This window comes from Coleofasciculus sp. B1-GNL1-01 (assembly GCF_040220235.1).
Classification (GTDB): Bacteria; Cyanobacteriota; Cyanobacteriia; order Cyanobacteriales; family Coleofasciculaceae; genus Coleofasciculus.
Map to the genome: position 1 here is coordinate 102,897 of NZ_JAVJTO010000047.1, position 18,117 is coordinate 121,013.

An 18,117-nucleotide genomic window follows, 5' to 3' on the forward strand; every position below is an offset into this window, starting at 1 on the left:
CGTCTGCACAGGCAGTTTCGAGTTTTTGGCTAGGGGAACTTCAGGAAGTTGGAGATGTCAATCTTCCACCTTCATCGCCTTCGCCAATTCCGCCGCGACTAAAGGTCGAGAAAACTGCGGCGGAGGTAACTCACCTTTACGCAACAGTTCCCTTACCTTAGTTCCTGATAAGTGAATGCGTTGATCTGGAGTGCTGGGACTTGTCTTGGCTGTTGCCATTGTCTCCGTCACTTCGCAGTAAAAGGCGTGTTCAAATTTCAGGGGTATAATCCCCAATTCATCCGGCTCAAACTCATCAAAGATATGCTGAGCATCGTAGGTGCCATAATAGTCACCCACACCTGCATGATCCCGCCCCACAATAAAGTGAGTACAACCGTAATTCTTACGCACGATCGCGTGAAAAATCGCTTCCCTTGGACCTGCATAGCGCATAGCGGCTGGGTTAATCGCTAAAATCACCTGGTTTTGGGGGAAATAGTTATCCATCATAATTTCATAGCAACGCATCCGCACATCGGCGGGGATGTCATCGCTTTTGGTTGCACCAACTAAGGGATGCAGGAATAAACCATCAACAATTTCCAAGGCACACTTAATGATATATTCATGCGCCCGATGGATGGGATTTCGGGTTTGGAAACCCACCACCGTTTTCCATCCCCGTTCTTTAAACAACGTCCGAGATTGAGCCGGATCAATTTGATACTTAGGAAACAGAGGATGGGGATACCGTTGCAATAACCAAACTGGACCCGCCAGATTTACGTCTCCTTGGTTATAAACCACCTTGACACCTGGATGCTTCTCCTCATCGGTGCGGTAAACATTCATCGCTTCCCGCTTTTTGTCATAGCGATATTTTTGCGTGAGTTCTAAAACGCCGACAAAGCGCCCATCCTGGTTATCCAGACGCACTAAGTCGCCTTCCTTTAACGATTCAGCAACGTTCTCATCAACGGATAGAGTAACTGGAATAGACCAAGGTAAACCATTCGCCAGACGCATATTATCCACGACTGACTCATAATCCCCTTGCTCCATAAACCCGGTCAAGGGACTAAATCCACCGATCGCGATTAAGTCTAGATCAGATGCTGCCCAGGCATCAAGTTGCACCCTGGGTAGGGAATCCGCTTTCTCTAAAAATTCAGATCGCTGTTGTTCTGAGGCAATGCGATTGATGAGTTGACCCCCATGAGGGGCGATTCCATCCGAATGCTTACTCAATGTTTTTTCCTTTATTGCGTCAACTGCACCTCTAAAATAATCTGCTTTATGGGTTCTGGGCAATTATTCGTCATTTGTCATTTGTCATTTGTCGTTCGTCATTTGTCATTTGTCATTCGTCCAGCTTACCCAGTTATAGCGGTACTAAGACAGGTTAGGACATTCTTTACTGTTCCCTCTTGGACTAACTGATGTCCTAATGTATCCTCGTAGTGCTATATCGTGGCTGTTGAGAGGTTCTTTGTCAAATGGCACGCTTAATAAGCATTTGGGGAGCGTCAAAACCTTTGATATACCGTAGGGTGGGCATTGCCCACCAGAATACGAGGAGGAGATCTAAATCAGGGCACGATGGTATCGTGCCCCTACCCAATCAATTCTTCCGTAGGGGCACGGCATTGCCGTGCCCTTGGTTTAAGGCTACGCTCCCTAGAGAATGTGCTGGATTGAGGAACGAAACCCAGCCTACTCATGGACAGATTGAACCATTGCCAAAATAGTTACCGTAGGTGGGCAATGCCCACCCTACAGAACAACTCCCCATATCCCAGACGTGCCATGGCACGTCTCTACACTGCATCCTGCTTTCGTTCAATAATTCCGCCGCCTAGCAGCATTTCTCCATCATATAAGACGGCGGCTTGTCCGGGAGTAATGCTAAACTGCGGCTGATCAAAAATTAGTTTTATCCGATTCCCGTCTAGGGGAATAACCGTCACATCTACGGGACGACTGCGATAACGGACTTGCACAGACGCCTGAATTGGAGTCGTTGGCGGATGAATCGATACCCAATTGACTCGCCCCACGGTACAATCAGGTTGAGTTGCACTAGCGCGATCGCCTACAATGACACGATTCGCCCCTGCATCAATCGCCACCACGTATAATGGTTCAGGTGCAGCAATGCCGAGTCCTTTGCGTTGCCCAATCGTGTAATGGTGAATTCCTTGATGCTGACCTAAGACTTTACCATTAGTATCAACAATATCTCCCGTGGTTTGGGAAATATACTGATCCAGAAACTTCCGCATTGAACCATGGGACTCAACCAAACACAAGTCCTGACTTTCGGGCTTCTCAGCCGTCTTGAGTTGATAGTCAGCCGCAAGCTGTCGCGTTTGCGTTTTCTCAAGTTCGCCTAAAGGAAATATCGAGGCGGCGAGTAAGTTTTGGCTTAAGTCGTACAGGAAATAAGACTGGTCTTTATTCGAGTCTACCGCCCGCAGCAATTGATAGCGATCGCTCTTGGCATCATAGCGAATCCGCGCATAGTGACCTGTGGCAATTTTATCAATGCCTAACGTCTCCCGTGCGTAGGCGAGCATCGGACTAAATTTAACGGTTTTGTTGCACTGGGAACAAGGTAAGGGCGTGATTCCCGATTCATACCCCGAAACCAGATAATTGACAATATTTGCCTGAAAAACCTCACGACTATCCACAATATGATGAGGAATGCCCAGTTGCTCACAAATAAACGCCGCATCGACCATTCCCTCAGAACAACATTGACCCTTGCCTTTCATTAACCACAGGGTCAGACCAACGACTTCATAGCCTTGATGATGTAGGGTAGCGGCGGCAACTGAACTATCAACTCCACCGGATAGACCGACGACGACTTTCTTCATGACATGAATGGACAACTAATCCTTTTGAAACATCAATTGTTGATCTAGGCTAACATCCCCACCTGCTAAGTAGTCGGACTTTCATTCAAGTTGGCGGTTGAGATGAGGGAACACCTCGGACTTCGGCGAGCGCTCAGTCGAGCCGTCGAACGCTTACCTCGGCTTCGCTCGGTGTTCCCCCGCTCCCCCTCACCACAGCACTTATTCAGCTTTCACTATTGTCGGTTGGGTTAACGTAGGAAAGCCAACAAAATTAAACCGGGTTGTGTTGTTTGTCTGTCATACCTGTAGTTCACTGCAATACAAATCTTACCCTTCAACTATTGTTATCTTTGTTGCGTTGGGTCTCTTACCTTGACCCAACCGACTTGCTACCCGTTTAGTCTTCTACTGATTACTTTTTAATAACCCAATCTTAACCTTGTTTTATTTGCTTAACTTAATGTAAATCTATTGAGTAAAAATGTATAATTTAAATCCGAACTATTTGCAAATCGGTGTTAAAATTTTAATTTTAACAGTTGCTAGAGAGAAGAGAGAACCCTTATGGATTCATCGATGTATTCCATACAACAGCCATCTATGCAACTTGAGACATCTTACCCAGAGATAAAACAATTGAGTGTAAATGCGACACTGCAAGAATTACCTCTCTATAATTTTCAATTTGAAGCGTCTCAACCTGGAGAGGAAGTGGCTCAGATATTCCAACAAAACCCTGTATTACCAGGAGTTATTTTAATTGAACAGGGGACATTTATGGGGATACTTTCGCGGCGACGGTTTCTGGAACAGATGAGCAGTCCTTATGGACTGGAACTCTTTTTGCGGCGACCACTCAAATCATTATATCGTTTTGCCCAGACTGAGGTGTTAGTTTTAACCGGGGATACCCAAATTGTTACAGCAGCACGTCATTGTTTAGAACGTCCTCCCGCCTTACTCTATGAACCAATCGCTGTGGAGTTAACCACCCAAACCTACCGCCTATTAGACGCCTATCAATTATTAGTGGCTCAGTTGTATATTCACGAACTAGCTACCCGGTTACTCAAGCAGCTTTATCAGGAGTTAGAAGTCGCCAACCTGCAACTAGAGGAACTCGCCAAGTCTGATGGTTTGACTGGGGTTGCTAATCGTCGGCGATTTGATGACTATTTACAAACATGCTGGAAACAACATTGTGTGGGAAACTCTTGGCTGTCGCTAATTATGTGTGATGTTGATTGTTTTAAATACTACAACGATACTTACGGTCATCAAGCGGGTGATGACTGTTTACGAAAAGTTGCATCGGCTATCCAGCGTCAAGTTAAGCGTCCCGCCGATTTAGTAGCGCGTTATGGGGGTGAAGAATTTGTGGTCATTTTACCCCTGACTCCTCTCGATGGTGCAATTCAGGTGGCTCAAGCGATTGGAGAAGCCGTGAGGACTTTAAACATTCCCCATGAAACCTCTTTGGTGAGTCAACGGGTTACCTTGAGTCTTGGTGTCGCCAGTATTATTCCGAATCCACAACGATCGCCAACAACATTGACTGCCGCCGCCGATGCTGCATTATATCAAGCTAAATCAGCCGGACGCGATCGCGTGATTGTTTATACCCGTTAGCATTAATGCTGATGGATAACTTCAACCGTCTCTCTTTTATATTTATATCAGGGATTCTCTACTTAAATTGGATTAATTTCCCGTGTTCACTTGATCTTTATTAAAGTTTAATCGTTTCTTAAAACGATATTAACGTTTCAGGGCATCTTCATTTTCTAGAATATTTTGTACAAACCAACTATTAAATCATTTTACAAACCAAATGACAAATAGCTGATTTGTGAGTTTACATACAAATTAGAGGTTTAATTTTATAGGTTTATGGTTTCTCTCCAAGACTTTTACCCCGAATTATGCGTCTTGCCTCAATTCGAGACCGCTAATCTGACGTTGGATTCTACCATCCGAGAACTCAATCTCTATCACTTTCAGGTGGAGTCGGTTCAACCCGGTAGAGACGTGGCTCAATCGTTCCAATTAAATCCTCTATTACCCGGAGTTATTCTCACCCAACATAGAAAATTGATCGGCATGATTTCGCGAAGGCAGTTTTTGGAACAAATGAGCAGTCCTTATGGATTAGAACTGTTCTTAAAACGTCCGCTGCACTCGTTATACCGCTTTGTCAATGCAGATGTTTTAATCCTCAGAGGAGATACAAAAATAGTTGATGCGGCTCGTCGCTCACTTCAGCGTACACCAAAATTTGTTTACGAACCCATTATTGTAGAACTAGAGTCAGGAACCTACCGCTTGCTAGACGTGCATCAATTACTCGTGGCTCAGTCGCAAATTCAGGAACTCACTACCCAGCTTTTGCATGATCAAACTCAAGCTCAAATGATTCAAACAGAAAAAATGGCAAGTTTGGGACAAATGGTAGCGGGGATTGCTCATGAAATCAAGAATCCAGTCGCGTGTATTACCGGAAACTTTGAATTTTTAGATGATTATTGTGACAAGTTAATTGAACTCTTGACAGCCTACGCCGCAGAAGTTCCACAGCTATCAGAAGATTTAAGTCAACTCAAAGAAGATTATGAACTCGATTTTATCTTAGAGGATTTACCGAAAATCCTGAAAAGCATGAAATTAGGCTCAGAACGATTAACCAAAATAGTTGGTAGTCTACAAAACTTCTCACACATGGATGAGTCAAGACATCAGCCTGCTAATATTCATGAGTGCATTGAAAGTACATTAATTATTTTGACAAATCGCCTCAAGAAAGGAATTAACATTATTAAAAACTATGCGAACTTGCCCCTTGTGAATTGTTCATCGGGTCAACTAAGCCAAGTTTTCATGAATCTGATTAGTAATGCTATTGACGCGCTAAATGAAAAATCAGAAAAAGCTGGGAATGGGTCTGGCTCATGGCAGCCTCAGATTGAAATTAATACTCGCCTGGTGCAACAGGATAAAAGGGACTGGGTTTTGGTAAAAATTAGTGATAATGGTTCAGGAATAGCACCCGATATTCAAGAGCGGATATTTGAGACATTCTTTACGACTAAGCCAGTTGGAAAAGGGACAGGATTAGGGTTAGCGATTACTCATCAAATTGTCACAGAGAAACATGATGGAAAGTTGTTAATGCAGTCGCAGTTAGGAAAAGGTACAACATTTGAAATTTTATTGCCATTAGAGTAATTAATCTATAACAAAAAGACATACGTACTGTAGGGGCGCACCGACGTGCATCCGTGTCAACTTAAGAGGAAATGTTCCCTCCCCTTGATAAGGGGAGGGTTAGGGTGGGGTTAGCATCAAGGTATTGCTTTCGTTTTAAGCTTAAGTTGACACTAATGACCGACGTGCGTCCGTGTCAACTTAAGGCGAATGGCACTGACTTTATAGTTTGTAGTCAGCGCTTTAGCGCTTCTGGCACTAAAGTTCCTACTACGAAACCAGCTTACTGATACTTCTCAGACTGTTCTAACTCTTGTTTTAATTGTTGATACTGACGAGTCAGATTTTCCAGTTGTTGTTCGAGTTGCTCAAGTTTCTGCCAAGAATCGAGAGAACGTCTATTTAAACGACCCAAAGAATCAGTTTTATCTCTACAATTAATTTCATCGGCTAAAACGGCATCATTCCAGGTGACTCGTTTCACTTCATCGAATGTGGTAACTCCTTGTTTAACAAGATTTAAGCTATAGTTATATAAGGTTTTCATTCCTTGTTGGATGGCAACATCTTTGATGGAATGTTCTGGTGCATTTTCCCGAATTAAACGTTGTATCTGCTCACTATTTCGCAAGACCTCATAGACACCCACTCTCCCTTTGTAACCTATTCCATGACATTTGGGGCAAAGTGTTCCTTTAACTCTCGCCTCAATAATTTCTTCAGGTTGCAAAGTATTTGCCTTATAGAACGTACATTGCTCCTGACTTAATGCAGATAGACCAAATCGCTCTAATTCAGAGGAGTTTGGTTGATAGGGGATACGACAATCGGAACAGACTCGCCGCAGCAATCGCTGGGCAATGACTCCTAGGAGTGCTTCAGAGAGTATCCAAGGATTTACCCCAAGCTCCTTTAAGTTCATTATTGCACTAACCGTATCTTTTGTATATAATTCAGTGATAATTAAATGTCCTTGCATCACTGCCTTGGTCGCCATAATTGCCGTTTTTTTATCTTGAATTTTACCAACAAGAATGACGTCAGCATCTTGACTGATTATAGACTCCAAGTTACTCACAACATCAAGATTAAAGTTGTGCTGAACTTGAACCTGAGTAATGCCAGGTAACGAATACTGAATTGGATCTTCAATTGTCAAAATATTCATGTCCGGCTGATTCTGTTCTGCTAAGAGCGAAAATGAAGTCGTTGTTTTCCCTGAAGTTGTAGGTCCAGTGACCAGAATCAGTCCAAAGGGACAACTTTTCATATCTCTAACAATCTTTAGGGTATCTGTATCGGTAATAAGAATATCTAAGCCAATCTTGGTACTGGAATCATCTACTATGTTTAGAACTATTCTTTCTCCATAACGGCTGGGTAGAATGCTAACCCTAAAATCAACAAAGCGACCTTGAAACATGCGCCGAATTCTACCCTGTTGTGGTATTCGCCGTTCAGTAATGTCAAGATATGCCATAATTTTGAAGCGAGCAGAAATTGCATTTTTGATTGTCTTGGGGAGAGGGTTAAACGCTTGGTGTAGGACTCCATCTTTCCGAAAGCGCACCCTTAAGTACTCTTGTTGAGGTTCGATATGAATATGAGAGACTCCATCTTGCAATGCCTTAGCCAAAATTCTATTGACGAGATTAATAACGGGATCGCCACCGCTTTCATTCAATGGTTCAGATAAATCTGTCTCAGTTTCTTCGGGTGCATCAGAGACTGTATCTAGATCATCAAGATCTCGGCTTATATCAGTCTGTTTTGCTGCTTCTTCTTTCTTCTCTTGTGCCAACTTTTGATCGCGATATTGATTCAGTAGATGCTGATAGTCTTCCTGGGTAATCACCATCCGTCGTAATTTAATTCCTTGAGGGCGCAGAATCCGGTTCAAATCATCTTGAGCGTCTAAATTATCAGGATCAACCATGGCGACAAGTAGGGATGATGGTTGAGTCTCCGTTTGCGATAGAGGAAGTACTCGATAGCGACTACAGATATCACTAGAAATTAGGCGTTCGATGAGTTCCTTAATTTTTTGATTGGAAATTTCACTCCGTTCGGGATCAAGAGATTCAACACCGTAAAGTATTTTGAGTTCAAAGAGTTGTTGTTTCTTGTACTGGCGCAATAAGTCGGGTGGCAACTGACGACCCGTAATTGATTCAATAACATTAGTCAGAGGTCTTCCTGACTTTCGACTTTCCCTCAAGGCGGTTCGCATTTGCTCCAGATTCACATAACCCGATTGAATCAATTTTTTAGCAAAGGGAGGCAAGGGTAAAAAGAAGTGGGTAACTTGACACCGTAAATGGGGTGGGATTTGAGACTCGGTGAGGGATTCGAGAATCTCAATCAGGATAGCGGCGCGTTGGTGGGGCGATTGAGTTGTGCGTCGTGAGCCTTTAGCGGTAGACTGTTGTTGGACAGATTCGCTCCATTGTAAAAAGAGCGCGATCGCTTCCTCCATCTGCTGAGGGTTAACATACCTCGCCTTAATCAAAATTTTCGCTAGCGCCGAGAAATAAATCGGTACAGACATGACAGTTGTTGCGATTGATGGTCATTTCAGTCGATGCACCAGATTTGCTGCAACTATAGCAGATATTGTCATTGGTCATTGGTCATTGGTCATTGGTCATTCGTCAATTTGCGAGAATTGAACGGTTAGGTCAGGGCGGGTTTAGTTATATCAGGATGACAACGAAATGTTAGTAGTAAAACCCGCCCCTACACAATTTTCCCATCTTCCCCATCTCCCAGACGTTCCACCGGAACGTCTCTACAATCTCCCCCATCTTCCCTATCTCCCCCATCTGACACACCGAGCGTGTTACCGAGCGGAGTCGAGGTAAGCGATACCCTGAGCCTGTCGAAGGGTCGAGGTGTTCCCCATCTTCCCTATCTCCCCCATTCCCCTGTCAGCCTCAACGATCAAATTAAATAGGTGACAACTTACGCTTGTGTGGGATCATAGACTATGATGTCCCCTTGTCTGCACAAAAGTTGATCGATGAAACAGTTAATCCAGGGTCTACATGAGTTTCAGACCAATTACTTTACAGCTCACCGGGAGCTATTTGAGTTACTTTCTCAAGGACAACATCCGCGAGTTCTGTTTATTACTTGCTCCGATTCTCGGATTGATCCCAATCTGATTACCCAAACTGAGCCGGGTGAAATGTTTATCATCCGTAATGCGGGTAATATTATCCCCCCTTATGGTGCGACGAACGGCGGAGAAGGTGCAGCCGTAGAGTATGCGATTCATGCATTAGGGATTGAAGATGTGATTGTTTGTGGTCATTCCCATTGTGGTGCGATGAAAGGCTTACTGAAACTCAGCAAGCTGGAAGAGGAAATGCCAATGGTTTACGAATGGCTCAAACACGCGGAAGCGACGCGGCGAATTATTAAGGAACATTACCAAAGCTACGAAGGGAAAGACCTGCTCAATGCTTCTATTCAAGAGAATGTGCTTAACCAATTAGAAAATCTACGCACGTATCCGGTGATTCAATCTCGACTTAAAGCGGGGAAATTGCAACTCCATGCTTGGGTGTATGAAATTGAAACGGGAGAAGTGATGGAATATAACCCAGTTCAAGGTCAGTTCGTACCCCCAAGAACTCAGTTTGCTAGGGCGACTTGGATTACGCCAGAACAGCAAGAGCGTATTTTTAAAGGGTCTTATTAGTTGTTATTGGTCATTGGTCATTGGTCATTTGTCCTTTGTCCTTTGTCCTTTGTCCTTTGTCCTTTGTCCTTTGTCCTTTGTCAGGGGAATAAGCTGTTATGCATTTAAATTGGGTATTAGTAGCGAGCAAGATGCAAAGCCTGCGGCATGGCTTCGCTTAACGCACTACAAGGATTTCACCATTATTGACATTAAGGTTTAAATGCCGAACAGCTTAGATTTTACCATTGAAGTAGGCAAACCGTTTATTTTTAAGTGTTTCCGGTTGTTGCAGCCAGTCCCAATTTGAGCAGGAAAAAAGGACATGAAACAGGTAGGGGCACGGCATTGCCGTGCCCTTAGGGTTTCGATAAATTGAATCCCCTCTTACTCAACAGCAAAAGGGGAAAGGTTTACATTCAACTTGTTTTCCCAGCGAGTGGGAACACTTGGGTCAAAACAATGGAGGGCTGACAATCAAGGCAACGTTTACATTCAACTTGTTTTCCCAGCGAGTGGGAACTCTCAAACTAATTCCGTTGGCTCAATTTCCATGTTTACATTCAACTTGTTTTCCCAGCGAGTGGGAACAGTTCGCTCAGGGAGCCTTACGGAGACTGGGTTTCAGCCGCCGAATCGACACCACTGATAAAATTATACGCCATCTGCCCAAAAATTGAACCCAACATAGCTCTCAAACCCTTTCCCAGTAAGCCATCGACACCACTCGACGGAAACTATAGGGTTTCAGCGATTTGGCGACTGGTGTCAATTTGTCGATTTTACCGCTATCTTATCGATGTGTGATTCTAGTCCGATGAATCAATCAACGCTTTAATAACGCCAATTTTAGCTTGGGAGACTTTTGACCCTAAGCTGGGATTCGTGGAACCAATAAAATATTCTCCAGTTGGCAGATAATGTAATGCCAATTCCGGATAGGTAATAATTTCCCAATCTTTATAGATTTCGGTCTTTTCATGATTATGGCTGGGTCGATTGCTTTCATAACACCAGCCTGCTGCAAGTAATTTTTCAATTAAGGTTGACATGGAAAATCAGCTAATTAATTCTTGGATAGAAATTTCGGGAAGCTGTCATGCATTTACATTGAGTCTCGATGAATGATACTGACTAAGCGTTGGTGGGCAATGCATTGGTGTCAACTTAAGGTGAAAAGCAATAGGGGGATGACAGAGGATGCTATCGCTTTTTTGCACGGGAGAAAAGGAACCGGATTCTCTTGCTGCCCTCTTGCTGCCCTCTTGCTCCCTTCTTGCTCCCCTCTCCCAAGCTTGGGAGAGGGGCTGGGGGTGAGGGCTGGCTTGGGTGAGGGGTTGAGCTTAAGTTGACATGGATGTGGGCAATGCCCACCCTACGGTAGAGTTTAAATGCTTAACAGTTCCGACTAGCTTTTGGTAGATTTCCCTGTATCTGTCTCTACCCTAACATTCGTTATTCGTCATTTGTCATTTGTCATTCGTCATGTGTTTGCACCTGATACCAAGTCCCAGTCACAGAGGTAATCTGTCATACTTCTTGAAAGATCATACGCCATGTCCGATCTTTTGAATCGAAAAATAAAGTCGGGGCGGGTTTAGTTGCATCTGGGTGCAATCGACAAGATAGTAGTGAAACCCGCCCCTACACAATCAAAACTATACGCCGTGACAAGTCAGCCGTCCCCCCCTCACCCCCAGGCAACGGGCAGAAACTTCACGAAACTTTACAATAGTGGGGTAGAGATGAAATTATATTAGTCGGACTGCCAATGCACCTAACCTACTTCGGCGCCAATAGCTGGCTACTCGAACTTGGGCAAAAACACATCCTGATTGATCCCTGGCTTGTGGATTCCTTAGTCTTTAGCAATCTTCCCTGGTTGTTCAAAGGCGACAAATCTCCAGCCTTGGATGAACTTCCTGATCAGATAGACTTGATTCTGCTGTCCCAGGGATTAGAGGATCACGCCCACAGACCCACTCTAGAAAAGCTGGACAAGACTATCCCTGTTGTTGGTTCAGAGAATGCAGCAACGGTGGTAAAAGAGTTGGGCTATACTCAGGTGACGGCGTTAGCCTTTGGTCAAACCTTCACCCTCGCTGACCAAATTGAAATCCGCGCCTTACCAGGGGCACCGATTGGTCCTTTTTTGCAGGAAAACGCCTATCTGGTCAAACAGTTAGAGAGTGGCACAAGTCTATATTATGAACCTCACGGGTATCCACCCGATCAGTTAAAAGAGTATGCTCCCATCGATGTGGTGATTAGTCCCGTGGTGACGTTGGAATTACCTGTGCTTGGACCGATTATCCAAGGTCATCGTACCGCACTGCAATTGGCACAATGGGTGCAACCCCAAGTGTTTCTACCCACAGCCGCCGGAGGTGGAGTTCAGTACGAGGGAGTGCTAGATTCCCTGTTGAATCAGGTTGGTAGTCTGGAGGAGTTGCGATCGCAACTGGCACAGCACAACCTATCCACTCAAGTGATTGACCCTCAGCCAAAAGAAGCGCTGGAACTTAACCTGACACCTCAAATGGCTTAGTATTTTGCACATTACTGTCCTGGGTTATTGGTTCAATTTAGGCAATCCTCAAGGACAAAGGACAAACGATCAAACTAAACCCTAAGGAGATCAATCATGTTGGAACTGTATCAATTTGAAATGTCGCAGTTTTCGGAAAAAGTGCGGCTGATTCTCGATTACAAAGGGCTAGCCTATCGCAAAATTGAAGTCACTCCCGGAATCGGACAGCTAGACTTGTATCGCTTATCGGGTCAACGGCAAGTCCCGGTTCTCAAAGATGGGGATACCGTCATTGCTGATTCAACTGCGATCGCGATGTACTTAGATCGCAAGTATCCCGACAAGCCCCTAATTCCCACCGATCCCTACCAACGCGCCCAATGCTTGCTGATGGAAGAATGGGCGGATGAATCCATTGGTGTCAAAAGTCGTAAAGTCTTTTATGGGGCATTAAGTCACAATCCCAGCTATCGCACATCAGTCTTACCCAAAGATACGCCAGATTTCTTCAAAACCGTTCTGGGTGGTGTTCCAGCAGAAGTATTTGAGGTTTTGGGGATTGGTTTCGGTTGCAGTGCAGACGCTCTCAAAGACGCCAGAGACAGCCTGAAGCAAGACTTAGAAGCCCTCAGCTTAATTTTGTCCGATCGCCCCTATCTGGTCACAGACAGTCCCTGTTTAGCTGATTTTGCCGTAGCTGGGGTTAGTTTACTGCTGAAATTTCCCGAAGGTTCCTATCTGGATTTGCCTGACTCCCTGAAAGGGAAAGGTATTCCTGGTTTAGCCGATAGTAGCGTGTATCAAACCTTCTTCGACTGGCGAGATCGCCTCTATGCTGAGTATCGCACGCCATTGACCACAACGGGAACCAGCGATTCGCAACCAACCTCTATTGAGATTGAATAAACATCAGCTATATGTAGGGGCATGGCACTGCCATGCCCCTACCTTGTTCCTTTTGACCGTTAACTGGGGTTACTGAATCGATACACTAACCGAACCAAAATCAAACAGCTACCGGAGTGGCTTTCAACTCAAAAATCTTCTCAATCGCATCTTCAACCACCTTATCAGGTGTAGATGCTCCAGACGTTACACCGACAACAATTTCACCCTCTGGAAGCCAATTTTCCGTCACCGTCATATCTTGATGCAGTACCTTGTGATCAATCCGATTCCCCGGACCAATTCGCTCAGCGCTATCGATGTGATAAGACGGAATCTTCCGTTCAATGGCAATTTGTTGCAGTTGCGTGGTATTGGATGAATTAAAACCACCAATCACAACCATTAAATCTAACCGTTCTTCCACCAACTCTAACATTGCATCCTGCCGTTCTTGAGTGGCATCACAGATGGTGTTAAAACTCTGGAAATGCTGATTTAGCTGAACTGGACCATACTTTTTCATCATCGTCCGCTCAAACAGCTTACCAATTTGCTCGGTTTCGCTTTTGAGCATGGTGGTTTGGTTGGCTATGCCAATATGCTCCAAATCCCGATCCGGGTCAAATCCCTCGGACGTGGCGCGGCTAAATTTTGCCAAAAACTCGTCCCGATTCCCACCATTGAGAATATAGTCGGCGACATATTCGGCTTCTTGCAGATTCAGCACCACCAAATATTTCCCAGCAAAGGAACTGGTGGCTATGGTTTCTTCGTGCTTATATTTGCCGTGGATAATGGAGGTGTATTCTTTCTTCTTATGCTTCTCCACCGTATGCCACACTTTAGACACCCAAGGACAGGTGGTATCGACAATCTTACAGTTTTTATCATTGAGCAGTTGCATTTCCTGAACGCTGGCACCAAAGGCGGGTAAAATCACCACATCACCCGCACCAACGACGGTAAAGTCTTTTGTCCCATCCTCAACGGGGACAAAGTTGACGTTCATCTTCTGTAAGCGCTGATTGACGGAGGGATTGTGAATAATTTCATTCGTCATCCAGATGCGCTCAGTGGGAAAATGTTGGCGAGTTTCATACGCCATAGCCACAGCGCGTTCCACACCCCAGCAAAAGCCAAATGCCTCTGCCAGGTGAATGGTCACATTTCCCCGTTTGAGTCGATAGTTATTATCGCGGATTTCTTGAATCAAGCTGCTTTGATATTCGGATTGAAGCTGAGTCGCCACCTCAGCATCGTGACCAAATCCCTTACGGTGATAGTTTTCTGAACTATGGAGTGAACGTTTGAAGGCTTTTGTATCCATGAAACTTGTCTAGCAGATGAGTGTATACAATTCTTAATTCCCTTCGATCATAAAATGAATTCGGTTGGGTCAGTTGTCATTTGTCATTTGTCATTTGTCATTTGTCATTTGTCATTCGTTGATTGGGAATTCTCACCCCCAGCTCCCCCATCTCCCCATCCCTCGTCACAAACCGCCATCGAGAACGAGTTGATCCGTAACTTGTAGAGCATAGTGCCAAATTAAATAGCCTTGAGGATTTAGGTGCAAGCCGTCGGTACTCAATTCCATTTTCAGATTGCCTTCGGTATCGGCGAATAGGGGATAGAGATCCAGGTAAATGGCATCTTCCGACTCCGCGATCGCTTTCAATCGCTGGTTAATCTCTAAGATACGACTGTTGGGGATTTCCAAGAGGCGATCGCGCCCTTCCCAGGTGGCGTTTTCCCCACTATGGGGCAAAATCGATTGGACAATAATTTTGGCTTGGGGATGATTGCGCCGTAGGTAGCGAATAATCAGCCGTTGGTTGGCTAAAATCGTCTCATCGGTGATCCCTCGAATGACGTCATTGATGCCAATCATCAAAAAGATGATCTCTGGCTGGGTTTGATCCAACACATCCAAGCGATTTAGCAATCCGGCTGTCGTTTCCCCAGAAATTCCCTGATTTAGCCAGGTTCGTTGCGTGGGTAGCATCTCATTGGGAAACCAGAGACTGATAGAATCTCCCAAAAGTATGGCTAAATCCTCCGGCTTCTGCTTCACCATCACCTCAGCTTCTTGTTCCAGCAGCGCCACCCACTGCTGGTAATTGAACTGGTGGCGGGGCCCGAGTTCGGGGACAGGGGTAGGGGTTGCTTCTGCTTCTGGAGTCGCATCAGTGGCTAGAGACTGGCTAACCGCAGACGGGATAGCTCCTTGGTATTGGCGCAGCAATACACTCGCGATCGCTAGCACCAGTACGCCATTGACAGCGAGGGAGAACACCGCCCAAGTTGGAAAGCTTTTCGAGGTTATGGACACTTGTCTAGATTCAGCATCGGCTCTCTCATCAGATTGTAGTTCTATTCCACTGTTGCCGATCACAAAAACAATAACAAAGGGGCAATTCATGAATTGCCCCGACAAGATGGTATTAACAAATTAACCAGCGTCCCGAACCAAAAGCGCTCCCGTTAAACTTCCGAGCCGCGAGGAATGTCCGCCGTACTACCACTGACGCTACCAAAGGAGCTACTGGTCAACACATCGGATTCCTTAACAAATCCACTGTAGGCTTCCATTCCATGTTCGCTAATATCCAAGCCATGGATTTCTTCTTCGGCGTGTACTCGTAGTCCCAAAGTCGCTTTCAGAGCTAGCCAAACAATGGAGCTAAATGCAACGGTGAAACCGCCTACACAGAGGATACCCAACAGTTGAACACCCAGTTGACCGAGTCCTCCCCCATAAATCAAGCCGAGTCGTTGACCCGCATCATTTTCAGCGAAGGTGAAGATACCAACAGCAATGGTGCCCCAGATCCCGTTAACTAAGTGGACAGAAATCGCACCCACGGGGTCATCGATATGGATATTGTCAAAGAAGGAAACCGCAAAAACCACGATAATGCCCCCAATCAGACCAATTATGATGGCTGATAGATAGGAAACGGCATTACAGGGGGCGGTAATCGCCACTAAGCCAGCTAAGATGCCGTTAATAATCATCGATAGGTCAGGTTTACCATCTTTTAACCAAGAGGTAATCGTGGCAGCAATACCGCCAGCCGCAGCAGCAAGGTTTGTGGTTACTGCGATGTAGGGAACTTCGGCATCGGCAGCTAGCTGAGAACCAGGGTTAAATCCAAACCAGCCGATCCAGAGAATCAAGCATCCTAGTGTGGCAATACTCATATTGTGACCGGGAATCGCATTGATTTGACCGTCTCTATATTTCCCTTCACGGGGTCCAAGAAAGGCTGCTCCCATCAACGCCGCCCAACCACCAACCGAGTGAACCACGGTTGAGCCAGCAAAGTCGGAAAAGCCCATGCCTCCTAGCCAACCACCACCCCAGACCCAATGTCCGGTAATCGGATAGGAGATTCCCGTCAACAAAAGACTGAAAACGAGAAAGTCAATAAACCTAATCCGTTCAGCAACCGCACCCGAAACAATGGTGGCAGCAGTTCCGGCGAAGGCAGCTTGGAACAGGAAAAACACGGATATCGGTAAGCCTGTAGGGAATGGATCAAGTCCATAAGTACCCGGATCGGTGCTAGTTAGGAAAAATCCACCCAAACCAATAAATCCAGTTCCTGCACCGAACATGAAGGAAAACCCAATTGCCCAAAATGCAATGGTTGCTAGGGCAAAGACAATCAGGTTTTTGGAGAGAATGTTAACCGCATTTTTCTGACGACAGAATCCGGTTTCCAGCATACCGAATCCGGCATTCATGAAGATTACCAGAATGGCAGCAATCAATACCCAGATGGCGTTTAAGGTTCCCTGAAGTTGGGCAATGGCATCGGCGTCAACTGCCTCCGTTTGAGCAATGGCTGCCGTATTCCAAACCACGACAATAATTGCTGTTAGGGGAATACAAGCCAGCCAGTAGGGAGAAAAGGATCTAGCGATGGTTTTCAATGGATCGAAATAGGGAGAATCCCAGAAGGAGGGGGAAACATTTGGTAAATCAACTTGTCTAGTTTTTGGGGGAGACTTTTTTCGGTCGAAAGTTTTCTCGAACGTTCGTCTAGACATCATTTCGTTCTCTTTCCTGTATTTCTGGTGGAACACATCCTAACATTGAGCTAAGAAGCGGTAAATAAAGTCATTGGAAGTCTGACTTAGAAGAGGGATAAGTACCTAAGTATGACAGAACTCTGTGCCTATTTTCTTTGGTTTACGTGCCAGCTTATAACGTTGCTGCCTGATTAAGGAATCGGGAGTTTGGTAAGTTGGCTTGTCTACGTTAGACAAAACCCTACAAATAACTTGCCAGATAGTCAAGAGCCTCAATTCTTCTCAATAACTGGGTTCATTATCTTTAGGAAATTTTCAAATCTTCGATTTTTTGGCTGGATATTTCTGTAACAAAATATACTTTTTGGGGCGTGAGTCCTTAAAATATATTGCGGTAGCCCCCTAGCTGAGAGCTTCTGTCATCAAGACTTGGGTCAACCCGCCACCAGTTTGGTAGCCTGAGTTGACGGTTTTTCACGCGAGAGCGAACCGCCCTTTTGATTTTGCCTAAGCCTATTGATTTGACAATGATTAAGATTTAAATAAGCCTAAGAATTTAGGTCTCTCAAATAACGTCTTAATTACTTAATAAAAATTTATTTGGTGTTAAGTTTTGATTGTTATAGCTAATCTTTCCAGAGAAAAGCTTCAGAGGTGATAATTTAACGTGACGCGGAAGTCTCCACCTTCAAGACGAGCGGGTTGTATCGAGCCGCAGGTGAGTACCCACAATGTCTAAGGTGGAGATAGGGAGCGGATTGACGGAGGTACGGAGTCAATCAATAATCAATCCCGGATTTCTCACCACAATTGCCCAAAGGCTCATACACCCTGGATTAACCGTAGAATAAGGCTTTCAACACTCTGTCAAAATTCAGTGTCGGTCAAAAATGCTCGAAACCTACTCCAGGTAAAGGTTTCGACGACTCAGA

General features: G+C 45.0%; 13 protein-coding genes. 5 read left to right on the top strand and 8 right to left on the bottom strand.

The window, feature by feature from the left end:
* Positions 1-57 precede the first annotated feature (57 nt).
* The gene (gene sat, locus RID53_RS11150) at positions 58-1,230 is read right to left on the bottom strand and encodes a sulfate adenylyltransferase (protein WP_446388166.1); all 1,173 of its coding nucleotides are present in this window, start codon (positions 1,228-1,230) and stop codon (positions 58-60) included.
* A 569-nt stretch (positions 1,231-1,799) separates the two neighbouring features.
* Complete coding sequence (gene mnmA, locus RID53_RS11155; RefSeq protein ID WP_446388167.1) at positions 1,800-2,864, bottom strand: tRNA 2-thiouridine(34) synthase MnmA; 1,065 nt, start codon at positions 2,862-2,864, stop codon at positions 1,800-1,802.
* Between the two features lie 546 nt (positions 2,865-3,410).
* Between mnmA and RID53_RS11160 the strand changes: the two genes are divergently transcribed.
* Both RID53_RS11160 and RID53_RS11165 read left to right on the top strand, forming a co-directional pair.
* On the top strand, positions 3,411-4,475 hold the full coding sequence (locus tag RID53_RS11160) for a diguanylate cyclase domain-containing protein (RefSeq protein WP_446388168.1): 1,065 nt from the start codon (positions 3,411-3,413) through the stop codon (positions 4,473-4,475).
* Between the two features lie 261 nt (positions 4,476-4,736).
* On the top strand, positions 4,737-6,068 hold the full coding sequence (locus tag RID53_RS11165) for a sensor histidine kinase (protein WP_446388169.1): 1,332 nt from the start codon (positions 4,737-4,739) through the stop codon (positions 6,066-6,068).
* Positions 6,069-6,330: 262 nt separating this feature from the next.
* Here the strand turns inward: RID53_RS11165 and RID53_RS11170 are convergent, their stop codons facing one another.
* Together RID53_RS11170 and RID53_RS11175 are read right to left on the bottom strand one after the other, a co-directional pair.
* Positions 6,331-8,595, bottom strand: a complete 2,265-nt coding sequence (locus RID53_RS11170; protein WP_446388170.1) for a GspE/PulE family protein — start codon at positions 8,593-8,595, stop codon at positions 6,331-6,333.
* Positions 8,549-8,674 (bottom strand): hypothetical protein, encoded by a 126-nt coding sequence (locus RID53_RS11175; RefSeq protein ID WP_446388171.1) that lies wholly within the window; start codon positions 8,672-8,674, stop codon positions 8,549-8,551. The genes RID53_RS11170 and RID53_RS11175 overlap by 47 nt, the downstream gene beginning before the upstream one ends.
* A gap of 392 nt (positions 8,675-9,066) precedes the next feature.
* Here RID53_RS11175 and RID53_RS11180 point away from each other — a divergent pair, with 392 nt between their 5' ends.
* Positions 9,067-9,750, top strand: a complete 684-nt coding sequence (locus RID53_RS11180) for a carbonic anhydrase (protein ID WP_446388172.1) — start codon at positions 9,067-9,069, stop codon at positions 9,748-9,750.
* 788 nt (positions 9,751-10,538) lie between these two features.
* On the opposite strand, the gene RID53_RS11185 is transcribed toward RID53_RS11180, so the two are convergent.
* Positions 10,539-10,781, bottom strand: coding sequence for a hypothetical protein (locus RID53_RS11185; protein WP_446343977.1), 243 nt, complete (start codon positions 10,779-10,781; stop codon positions 10,539-10,541).
* A gap of 719 nt (positions 10,782-11,500) precedes the next feature.
* Here RID53_RS11185 and RID53_RS11190 point away from each other — a divergent pair.
* On the top strand, positions 11,501-12,277 hold the full coding sequence (locus RID53_RS11190) for an MBL fold metallo-hydrolase (protein ID WP_446388173.1): 777 nt from the start codon (positions 11,501-11,503) through the stop codon (positions 12,275-12,277).
* Between the two features lie 96 nt (positions 12,278-12,373).
* A complete protein-coding gene (locus tag RID53_RS11195; protein ID WP_446388174.1) occupies positions 12,374-13,165 on the top strand; it encodes a glutathione S-transferase family protein in 792 nt (263 codons plus the stop codon).
* Between the two features lie 100 nt (positions 13,166-13,265).
* On the opposite strand, the gene RID53_RS11200 is transcribed toward RID53_RS11195, so the two are convergent.
* From RID53_RS11200 to RID53_RS11210, 3 genes are all read right to left on the bottom strand, one after another.
* A complete protein-coding gene (locus RID53_RS11200) occupies positions 13,266-14,474 on the bottom strand; it encodes a 4-hydroxy-3-methylbut-2-enyl diphosphate reductase (RefSeq protein WP_446388175.1) in 1,209 nt (402 codons plus the stop codon).
* Between the two features lie 165 nt (positions 14,475-14,639).
* On the bottom strand, positions 14,640-15,479 hold the full coding sequence (locus RID53_RS11205; protein WP_446388180.1) for a GDSL-type esterase/lipase family protein: 840 nt from the start codon (positions 15,477-15,479) through the stop codon (positions 14,640-14,642).
* Between the two features lie 152 nt (positions 15,480-15,631).
* On the bottom strand, positions 15,632-17,206 hold the full coding sequence (locus tag RID53_RS11210) for an ammonium transporter (protein ID WP_446388176.1): 1,575 nt from the start codon (positions 17,204-17,206) through the stop codon (positions 15,632-15,634).
* Between the last annotated feature and the right edge of the window lie 911 nt (positions 17,207-18,117).